The sequence below is a fragment of the Aliivibrio kagoshimensis genome (assembly GCF_050337105.1).
GTDB classification, from domain to species: Bacteria; Pseudomonadota; Gammaproteobacteria; order Enterobacterales; family Vibrionaceae; genus Aliivibrio_A; species Aliivibrio_A kagoshimensis.
In genome coordinates, this window is record NZ_JAKJSQ010000099.1 from 1 (window position 1) to 9983 (window position 9983).

The 9983-nt window shown below is 42.0% G+C and carries 8 protein-coding genes; 5 read left to right on the plus strand and 3 right to left on the minus strand.

Features of this window, described 5'->3' with window-relative positions:
• Nucleotides 1-178: 178 nt before the first annotated feature.
• On the minus strand, nucleotides 179-592 hold the full coding sequence (gene msrB, locus L4C32_RS19270) for a peptide-methionine (R)-S-oxide reductase MsrB (RefSeq protein WP_428198518.1): 414 nt from the start codon (nucleotides 590-592) through the stop codon (nucleotides 179-181).
• Nucleotides 593-920: 328 nt separating this feature from the next.
• Between msrB and gap the strand changes: the two genes are divergently transcribed.
• The gene (gap, locus tag L4C32_RS19275; protein ID WP_428198519.1) at nucleotides 921-1916 is read left to right on the plus strand and encodes a type I glyceraldehyde-3-phosphate dehydrogenase; all 996 of its coding nucleotides are present in this window, start codon (nucleotides 921-923) and stop codon (nucleotides 1914-1916) included.
• Nucleotides 1917-1993: 77 nt separating this feature from the next.
• Entirely contained in the window at nucleotides 1994-2878 is an 885-nt protein-coding gene (locus L4C32_RS19280) for a D-hexose-6-phosphate mutarotase (protein ID WP_428198520.1), read from the plus strand.
• Between the two features lie 74 nt (nucleotides 2879-2952).
• Here the strand turns inward: L4C32_RS19280 and L4C32_RS19285 are convergent, their stop codons facing one another.
• Nucleotides 2953-3711 (minus strand): MipA/OmpV family protein, encoded by a 759-nt coding sequence (locus tag L4C32_RS19285; RefSeq protein ID WP_489672091.1) that lies wholly within the window; start codon nucleotides 3709-3711, stop codon nucleotides 2953-2955.
• A gap of 320 nt (nucleotides 3712-4031) precedes the next feature.
• Here L4C32_RS19285 and L4C32_RS19290 point away from each other — a divergent pair, with 320 nt between their 5' ends.
• Genes L4C32_RS19290 through L4C32_RS19300 form a run of 3 tightly spaced genes read left to right on the plus strand, consistent with a single transcriptional unit; the run spans nucleotide 4032 to nucleotide 8828 of the window.
• Nucleotides 4032-5966, plus strand: coding sequence for a PrkA family serine protein kinase (locus L4C32_RS19290; protein WP_428198521.1), 1935 nt, complete (start codon nucleotides 4032-4034; stop codon nucleotides 5964-5966).
• Nucleotides 5967-6008: 42 nt separating this feature from the next.
• On the plus strand, nucleotides 6009-7277 hold the full coding sequence (locus tag L4C32_RS19295) for a YeaH/YhbH family protein (RefSeq protein WP_428198522.1): 1269 nt from the start codon (nucleotides 6009-6011) through the stop codon (nucleotides 7275-7277).
• Between the two features lie 21 nt (nucleotides 7278-7298).
• A complete protein-coding gene (locus tag L4C32_RS19300) occupies nucleotides 7299-8828 on the plus strand; it encodes a SpoVR family protein (RefSeq protein WP_428198523.1) in 1530 nt (509 codons plus the stop codon).
• A 58-nt stretch (nucleotides 8829-8886) separates the two neighbouring features.
• On the opposite strand, the gene fadR is transcribed toward L4C32_RS19300, so the two are convergent.
• A complete protein-coding gene (gene fadR / locus L4C32_RS19305) occupies nucleotides 8887-9726 on the minus strand; it encodes a fatty acid metabolism transcriptional regulator FadR (protein ID WP_428198524.1) in 840 nt (279 codons plus the stop codon).
• Nucleotides 9727-9983 lie beyond the last annotated feature (257 nt).

Below are 9983 nucleotides of genomic sequence, written 5' to 3' on the forward strand. Positions count from 1 at the left end.
CCCGTAAAATAATCCCCACCACCTCCTTTCAGTTAAAAAAAATGGTCACTTTCGACTCAATTCTCCTTTTTATCGACAAAAAAAGGCCAAATCCTGATTATTAACCCTTCGTTAACCACCGAATTCAGCCTTAAAACTCTGTAATAAAAATACAACTGTTAGCAGTTTTGTCCTTTTATTACTCTTTCTTAATGAAAGTTAACGACAGTGAATTAACACAAAACCGTTCACCTGTGGTGGGTGGCCCGTCAGGAAAAACGTGACCTAGGTGGCAATCACATGCAATGCATCGTACTTCAGTTCGCACCATTCCGTGACTTACATCCTCAATGAATTTGATCGATTTATTATCAATCGCGGCATCAAAACTTGGCCAGCCACAACCTGAATCATATTTACTCTCTGAAGAGAACAAAACAGCTTGGCAGCATTTACAATGGTAGACCCCTGTTTCTTTATTTTTAAGTAAAGGCCCCGAGAAAGGCGCTTCTGTACCTTGTAAGCGACAAACCGAATACTCATCACTTGTCAGCAAGTTACGGTACTCCTCGTCTGTGCGCGCATTCTCTTTATTATTATTACAATCTGTCATAACGTTTCATTACTATTTTTCCTATTATTCTCAAACTAAAACTTGCCTATTTTGACGCTATGCACCCATAATTTTCAGGGCTTATTACGTTAGGGAAGCATTAGCTTTATCCTGTTTACTTTACAATTATATTACAGAAACTCGCATAAAATGAAAAATCGTACTTTACAAACAGAGAACGTACCTTATTTACTCATATTTAGCGTCATTTTGTTCTTTTTTTGATATTAAACAATTAATTTTCGAATTTCACTTGCAGGATTGCGTTAATTTTTGTAATTTTACTACCAGTTATCTTAAACCTGAAATTAAGTTGTGGAGCAACATAATGACTATCAAAGTAGGTATTAACGGTTTTGGCCGTATTGGACGTTTCGTTTTCCGTGCAGCAGCAGAACGTGCTGACATCGAAGTTGTAGGTATTAATGACCTTATTGACGTTGAATACATGGCTTACATGCTTAAATATGACTCAACTCACGGCCGTTTCAACGGTACTGTTGATGTTGTAGAAGGCAACCTTGTAGTGAACGGCAAAACGGTTCGTGTTACTGCAGAGCGCAATCCTGAAGATCTTAAGTGGAACGAAATCGGCGTAGACGTAGTTGCTGAAGCAACAGGTCTTTTCCTAGATGATGCGACAGCTCGTAAGCACATCACAGCTGGCGCTAAGAAAGTTGTTCTTACTGGCCCATCTAAAGATGCAACTCCTATGTTCGTTATGGGTGTTAACCACGAGAACTATGCAGGTCAAGATATCGTTTCTAACGCATCTTGCACAACTAACTGCCTAGCGCCAATCGCTAAAGTTCTTAACGACAAGTGGGGCATCGAATCTGGTCTTATGACAACGGTTCATGCAACTACTGCTACTCAAAAAACAGTTGATGGCCCTTCTGCTAAAGACTGGCGTGGTGGCCGTGGTGCTTCTCAGAACATCATCCCATCATCAACTGGTGCAGCAAAAGCAGTAGGTAAAGTAATCCCTGAGCTTAACGGCACTCTAACAGGTATGGCTTTCCGCGTTCCAACGGCTAACGTTTCTGTTGTTGACCTTACTGTTAACCTAAAAACTGCAGCAACTTACGAAGAAATCTGTGCTGAAATGAAGCGCGCTTCTGCGAACGAATTTGCTGGCGTTCTTGGTTACACTGAAGATGCTGTTGTTTCTCAAGACTTCATCGGTGAAGTTCAGACTTCAGTATTCGATGCTAAAGCTGGTCTTGCACTAACTGACAAATTCGTTAAAGTTGTATCTTGGTACGACAACGAAATCGGTTACTCAAACAAGGTTCTAGATCTTGTTTCTCACATCTCTAAGTAACGCTTAGTGTTGTGAAAAAGGCGACTTTCGAGTCGCCTTTTTTGTATCTGAAATTTGTCACTATTAAGGACATTGAGATGGAACTACGTAATCTTCCAGCCATTAGCACCCTCTCTGACTCTGTCACTGTGTGTGAATACAATGGCGTTAAAATTGTGAGAGTCATTCATCAACAGGCAGAAGCTGGGATCTCACTGCACGGTGGTCATCTACTTTGGTTTAAACCCGCCAATCAACACGATGTCATTTGGTTGAGTGAAGAAGCCATCATCTCCAAAGAGAAAGCCATTCGAGGCGGAATCCCTATCTGCTGGCCTTGGTTTGGACGACTTGCAGAGCCTGCTCACGGTTTTGCTCGTACCTCAAACTGGACCTTAAGCGAGCATAAAGAGAACAATAACGGAGTCATTATCAGCCTGACTCTCTCTCACAGTAAAGAGACATTATCGATATGGCCACACCGTTTCTTAGCGACGTTGAATATTGAGGTTTCAGATACTCTAACCGTTACGTTGGATATCGAGAACTGTGATGATGATGAGTGGCGCTTTAGTGGCGCACTGCATACCTACTTAAATCTAGCCGATATTCTCTCCTCGACAGTGACAGGCATGGGGGCTGAATATGTCGATAGCCTCGCCGACACAACGATAACCACAGGTCCTGATGAGCTTATGATTAACTCAGCCATCGACCGCGTCTATCTAAAGCCAGCTTCTCGACTTGACATTAACGACCCATCACATCAACGTACACTCACTGTGTGCAATCAAGGCGATAATAGTGCCGTGATATGGAACCCATGGCTTGAAGGGGCTACGGCAATGGCTGATATGGCTGCCCAGGGTTACCAAACCATGCTCTGCGTAGAATCGACGCTATACGCTAACTCTCTTGAAGAGGGAAAACAGCTTCAACCAGGTGAACACTATCAGATCAGTACCACTATCGGCGTGAAGTAATAAGAATTTGAATAAAAATAAAGCGCTAATTGAATCTCACTTCAATTAGCGCTTTTTATTGCAATCAACACCAGTTAAAAAACGTAAGAGGCGCCTATTGTTGCTGTGCTGCTGGTTGTATGTTCCACTATCGGGCTATTTTCTAAACCACCTTCCAGGTTTAAATAACGAATGCTCCCAGTTAATCGAATATTTTTCGTCACAAACATATAACCACTTAATCCTAGAAAAAACTGACCATCCCAATCAGCGTCAAACGCATCAATAGCGCCTCCCGTTGCCGTAGATTCAGATTGAGAGACTCCGTATAAGTGATTGTTTATTCTTTCACTGTTGTAGGAATACCCGACAGATGGTGTCAGCCCCCATCCATTCATACGAAGAGGTAAACGCCACGCTGCCTCTGAATAAAGTCCGTTGTGCGTATTACCAATGTCCGTCCCCACCGAGGCTTCAAACATACCCACTTGCGTAATCAATTGGTAACTGACACCACCTAATATTGCTGAGTCTCTCTCATCTAACAGCTGCATGTTGGTATTGGTTGAGTCTTCAGGTTTAAAGGTTCGTGGATCATAAATGAGCCTAAAGACAACATTTTGTGGTGAGCCCACTGGAAGCATTCGATACCCAGCATTGAATCCGCGGAAAAACAGGTGCTCACCTTCATACCCCACCATAGGAATAGCGACAATATTAGAAGGTGTATCCTGATAGATCACAGGAGAGTATGAAACTGCAGCCCCGATTGACCACTGGGAGTAAGCCGCTGACAGCGAATTGCTGGCTAACGAACAGACAGAAAACAGGATAAATAATCGAATTTTTTTCACTAGGTTCACCAAGATCATGTTTAATAAAAAGGTTCTCAACATTAAGTATACAGTTTTGCATACTGTATTTTGAACGCCATTATACCCATTCAAAAAATAAATGTAAGAGCAACCATTCACATATCTTATTAAACCTTATGAGCCGTTAATCCACTCACGCAATTCAATGCATATATCGTGCTAGAAAAACCTCAAAGTGTTTGAAATTTCATCTATTTCCCTGCAAAACTCAAATTAGCGTCTACCCTTAATAATGAAGGTATGTAATTTCAATCTGTATTCTCATCTCATTATTGTTGTAGGTTTAGGGGGCACTCGTTATGACTATTTTCGACCATTTCCGTCAACGCTACGAAGAAGCAAAAGACGAAGAAATTTCACTATTAGATTTTCTTAATTTATGTAGAGACGATAAAAGTGCCTATGTCAATGCAGCCGAACGACTACTGCTTGCCATTGGCGAACCTGAGCTGATTGACACAGCGCAAGATCCAAGGTTGAGTCGACTCTTTTCCAACCGAGTAATATCACGTTATAAAACCTTTGAAGACTTCTATGGTATGGAAGAAGCGATTGAGCAGATCGTCTCTTACCTAAAACATGCCGCACAGGGGTTAGAAGAGCGTAAACAGATACTCTATCTATTAGGGCCTGTTGGGGGCGGTAAATCTTCCCTAGCCGAAAAGCTAAAAAGCTTGATGCAACAGAACTCCATATACATTCTGTGTGCCAATGGTGAACGAAGCCCAGTTAACGATCATCCATTCTCATTATTTGATGCGAGTGAAGATGCTAAGCTGTTAAAATCAGATTACAACATCGACTCTCGTTACTTAAATACCATTATGTCACCTTGGGCGGCCAAGCGTTTGCATGAGTTTGGTGGTGACATTACTAAATTTACTGTAATCAAAGTGAAACCCTCGATATTAGATCAAGTGGGTATTGCTAAAACCGAACCTGGCGATGAAAATAACCAAGACATCTCATCACTGGTAGGTAAAGTCGATATTCGACAGCTAGAGCACTTCTCTCAAGATGATCCAGATGCCTACAGTTACTCCGGCGCCTTATGTAAAGCCAACCAAGGCCTAATGGAGTTTGTAGAGATGTTCAAAGCACCAATTAAAGTGCTACATCCACTCCTCACTGCAACTCAAGAGGGCAACTATAACGGGACGGAAGGCCTCTCTGCCTTACCTTTTGATGGCATGATCCTCGCTCACTCCAATGAATCTGAATGGCAAACATTCCGTAATAACAAAAACAATGAAGCCTTTTTAGATCGTGTCTTCATCGTTAAAGTGCCTTACTGTTTACGCGTTTCTGAAGAGATTCGAATTTACGATAAGTTACTCCAAAACAGTGAATTGTCCCAAGCACCATGTTCACCAAGCACACTGGATATTCTGGCCAGGTTCAGCGTACTATCGCGCCTCAAAGAGCCTGAAAATTCAAACGTCTACTCAAAAGTCCGCGTTTACGATGGCGAAACCTTAAAAGACACCGATCCAAAAGCAAAATCGTACCAAGAGTATCGAGATTATGCCGGTGTTGATGAGGGCATGAACGGCCTATCGACTCGTTTTGCATTTAAGATCTTATCGCGAGTGTTTAACTTTGACCAAACTGAAGTCGCGGCGAACCCAGTGCACCTCTTCTATGTCCTTGAACAGCAGATCGAGCGTGAACAGTTCCCACAAGAGCAAGCCGATAAGTACTTAGAGTTCCTAAAAGGCTACCTCATTCCCAAATACGTTGAGTTTATTGGTAAAGAGATACAGACCGCTTATTTAGAGTCATACTCTGAATATGGTCAGAACATCTTTGACCGATACATCACTTATGCCGATTTTTGGATTCAGGATCAAGAGTATCGCGATCCAGATACAGGGCAGTTATTTGATAGAGCCGCGTTAAATGGTGAGTTAGAAAAAATTGAAAAGCCAGCGGGTATCAGTAATCCAAAAGATTTCCGTAATGAAATCGTTAACTTTGTTCTCAGAGCAAAAGCGAGTAATTCAGGTAGAAATCCGAGTTGGACCAGTTACGAAAAATTACGTACGGTCATCGAGAAAAAAATGTTCTCAAATACTGAAGAGCTACTACCTGTTATCTCATTTAATGCGAAAACATCGACCGATGAGCAGAAAAAACATGATGATTTCGTCGCTAGAATGATGGAGAAAGGATATACATCGAAGCAAGTACGCTTACTGTCTGAGTGGTACCTTCGTGTGAGAAAATCTTCTTAGTAATACTGACTATTTAAGTCCATTACGCATTCTGGAGGAGATATGGCCAATTTTATTGACCGTAGGCTCAACGGTAAAAATAAGAGCACAGTAAATCGTCAGCGTTTTTTGAAACGTCATAAACAGCAGATAAAAGACTCGATCTCAGATGCTGTGAATCAACGTTCAATCACCGACGTAACCAGTGGTGAAGACATTACTATCCCTTCAAAGGATATTGTTGAGCCAACGTTTAGACATGGTAAAGGTGGAACGCAACAGACGATCCATCCCGGAAATGACCAATTTATTTCCGGAGATCGCATAGAACGCCCGCCACAAGGAGGAGGACAAGGTGCGGGCGATGGCAAAGCGAGTGCTGATGGTGAAGGGGAAGATGAGTTTTCATTTCAAATATCAAAGAGTGAATATTTGGACCTTCTGTTTGATGACTTAGCCTTGCCTAACATGCAACAAAACCAACAAAATAAGATGGTGGAATGGAAAACATTCCGCTCTGGATTTAAATCTTCCGGCGTACCGACCAATATCTCGGTGGTGCGATCATTACAAAACTCTCTGGCCCGTCGTACTGCGCTGACCGCGGCAAAAAAACGGGCACTACGCGAACTAGAGGCTCAACTGGCACGATTAAAAAACCAGGAGCCTGCACAGCCACTAGTGGAGGAGGATCTCAAACAACAGGTCAGCGAGCTAAAACAAGCCATCCGTCGAGTACCGTTTATTGATAGCTTTGATCTGAAATACAAAAACTATGAACGCCGTGCTCAGCCTAGCAGCCAAGCGGTTATGTTCTGTTTGATGGATGTTTCTGGCTCCATGGACCAAGCGACTAAAGAGATCGCTAAACGTTTTTATATTCTGCTTTATCTGTTTCTTACTCGAACCTATAAAAATGTAGAAGTAGTATTCATTAGGCACCACACTCAAGCTAAAGAGGTCGACGAGCAGGAGTTTTTCTATTCACAAGAGACTGGGGGCACCATAGTCTCTAGTGCACTAAAACTCATGAGTGAAATTGTCGAAGAGCGCTACCCAACTTCTGAATGGAACATCTATGCATCTCAAGCGTCTGATGGTGATAACTGGGCGGATGACTCTCCCAACTGCCGTGAGTTACTTGAGAAAAAGATTCTCCCAGTCACGCGTTATTACTCTTACATTGAGATAACACGAAGAGCACACCAAACGCTGTGGAGAGAGTACGACTACCTATGTGAAAATTATGAGAATTTCGCTATGGAGAACATACGTTCTATAGAGGATATCTTTCCTGTCTTCCGACAACTGTTCAAGAAGCAAGTGGAATAGCTGATTATAAAGGAGAGTGCCATGACTGCAAAAATAAAAGATGAGCAGCTAAGTGATGGGCCTGATTGGACGTTTGACCTTCTTGAAAAGTATCACAAAGAGATCAAACGTATTGCCAAGCATTATCGCTTAGATACTTATCCAAATCAGATCGAGATCATCACCGCTGAACAGATGATGGATGCCTACTCAAGCATCGGCATGCCGATTAATTACCAACACTGGTCGTTTGGTAAGAAGTTCATTGAAACGGAGAAAAATTACCGTCATGGTCAGATGGGACTGGCTTATGAAATAGTAATTAACTCTAACCCTTGTATTGCCTACTTGATGGAAGAGAATACCATCACGATGCAAGCCTTGGTTATTGCACACGCGTGTTACGGCCATAACTCATTCTTTAAGGGTAACTATCTGTTTCAAACGTGGACTGACGCCAGTTCGATTGTTGACTACCTGCTATTTGCCAAAAACTACATCTCCGAGTGCGAAGAAAAACATGGACTTGAGGAGGTTGAAGCGATTTTAGACTCATGCCATGCTCTGATGAACTACGGTGTCAATCGTTATCAACGGCCACAAAAAATTTCTTTAACGGAAGAGTCCGCTCGTCAAAAAGATCGAGAGGACTATTTGCAATCTCAAGTGAACTCTTTATGGCGAACCATTCCAAAATCAGAAAAAAGTGACGATGTAGAAGCCGTTACGTTTCCGCCAGAGCCACAAGAGAACATTCTCTACTTCTTTGAAAAGCATGCACCACTGCTTGAATCCTGGCAGCGTGAGGTGGTCCGAATTGTCAGAACCATTAGTCAATATTTCTACCCTCAGAAACAGACACAGGTAATGAATGAAGGCTGGGCAACCTTCTGGCACTACACCATTATGAATCACCTCTATGATGAAGGGTTAGTCTCAGAAAGCTTTATCATGGAGTTTTTGAGTAGCCATACTAATGTGGTCGCGCAACCGGATTATAACAGTCCCTACTACAGTGGCATTAACCCTTATGCATTAGGTTTTGCCATGTTCCAAGATATCCGTCGCATCTGTGAACACCCGACAGATGAGGACCGTGCTTGGTTCCCAAACATTGCTGGTAGTGACTGGTTAGAGACTCTCCACTTTGCAATGAAAAATTTCAAAGATGAAAGTTTCATTAGCCAATTTTTATCTCCGAAAGTGATCCGTGACTTTAAACTATTTACTGTTGAGGATGATGACCATAAAAACTACTTAGAAGTTGGCGCCATTCATAATGAGGAGGGGTATCAGCGTATCCGAGAGATATTATCGGCCCAATATAACCTCAGTAACAACGAACCTAACATTCAAGTCTGGAATGTGGATCTACGTGGTGACCGTTCACTGATACTTCGCCATATTCCACACAATAGAACCCCACTGTTCGACAACTGCGCTGAAGTGATGAAACACTGCCATCGGTTATGGGGATTTGATGTCGTCTTAGAACAAGAGCAGCCCAGTGGCAAAGCAACCATTGTCGCCAGCTGTCCGTCTAAAGAGAACAAACTTGACCCTTCCCCATAATAAAAAAAAGCGCTAATTTATTCAATTAGCGCTTTTTTCTTATATCACGAACGTTGAGTTAGCTATGATCGTCAGTAAAGTCACTTGGTAACTGCTCTTTCATCTGCTCCCAGATCACGCCACTGGCCATACCATAATTGCGGATCAGTAGCATCAGTTCGTCACGGCGATCCTCTTTACAAAGTACTAACAGGTCCTTATAGAAAACCAGTGATAATGCTCTCGCTTCAGGAGAAGAGAAGTAGAAATTACCTACGCGAGTATACAACTTTTTAATGCCGTTAAAGATCAAGCCATAAATTGGATTCCCAGACTTAAACGCTAAACCTTGAAACAACATGTAGTCGTAAAAATTAAAGGTTTTAGCTAACAGTAGGCCTTGTCGCAGACTGGCGTCTTTTTCATTATCATCTTTGATGATGTTTTTTAATTTCTCCGAGTATGGCGAGCTTTCAACAAACTCATCCCAACTGTTCGAAGAGAGTAAATATTCTAGGGATTCGATCACCCGAGAGATAACATCTAGTGCACCCTCTTTATCAACTTTAAAAGATTGACGCATATAGATGCAGCTAATGTTGGTTCTTGCCGCTAATAGGTCTTCCACGATGACCGGAGCGTTATCGGGATCCAATGTCATTAGTGTATCGAGGATATGCAGACCTGATGTCTCCATATAATCATTCACTTTTGTTGGTTTACCATGTTGAATTGTCAACCAACCATCTCTGGCTAACCTCTGTAGAACTTCGCGTAAAGTAGTACGAGTAACACCTATCAACTCAGACAATTCGCGCTCAGCAGGTAAAATGGAGCCCGGTGCGAACCGACCATTCCAAATACTCTCGATGATATATTTCTCCGCAAAACTAGCGGGGCTCTTTGCCTTTATGACCATGTATTAGCAACCCAAATGTAATTAATTATCGGTAAAATTGACTCATCATACCACCAGTTATTGATAAGAAGAAATCCTATGCTTTACTTAGTACATAAATTGCTCAAACCACCTTTCTTTTACAATCACTGTTTGAGTGACGTGCTTGGAAAACTCTTTTCTTAACTGTCGGTATGATCCCGAATTTCGAAAAAAAATTGAATTTTTAGTAACTGTTTGTAACACATTATTTGACATATCTTGAATTAGGGGTAATG

What these genes read in the sequence shown, in the direction of transcription:
- L4C32_RS19290 (WP_428198521.1), top strand. Translation starts at nt 4,032, where the DNA reads ATGACTATTTTCGACCATTTCCGTCAACGCTACGAAGAAGCAAAAGAC.
- fadR (WP_428198524.1), bottom strand. Translation starts at nt 9,726, where the DNA reads ATGGTCATAAAGGCAAAGAGCCCCGCTAGTTTTGCGGAGAAATATATC.
- L4C32_RS19280 (WP_428198520.1), top strand. Translation starts at nt 1,994, where the DNA reads ATGGAACTACGTAATCTTCCAGCCATTAGCACCCTCTCTGACTCTGTC.
- msrB (WP_428198518.1), bottom strand. Translation starts at nt 592, where the DNA reads ATGACAGATTGTAATAATAATAAAGAGAATGCGCGCACAGACGAGGAG.
- L4C32_RS19300 (WP_428198523.1), top strand. Translation starts at nt 7,299, where the DNA reads ATGACTGCAAAAATAAAAGATGAGCAGCTAAGTGATGGGCCTGATTGG.
- L4C32_RS19295 (WP_428198522.1), top strand. Translation starts at nt 6,009, where the DNA reads ATGGCCAATTTTATTGACCGTAGGCTCAACGGTAAAAATAAGAGCACA.
- gap (WP_428198519.1), top strand. Translation starts at nt 921, where the DNA reads ATGACTATCAAAGTAGGTATTAACGGTTTTGGCCGTATTGGACGTTTC.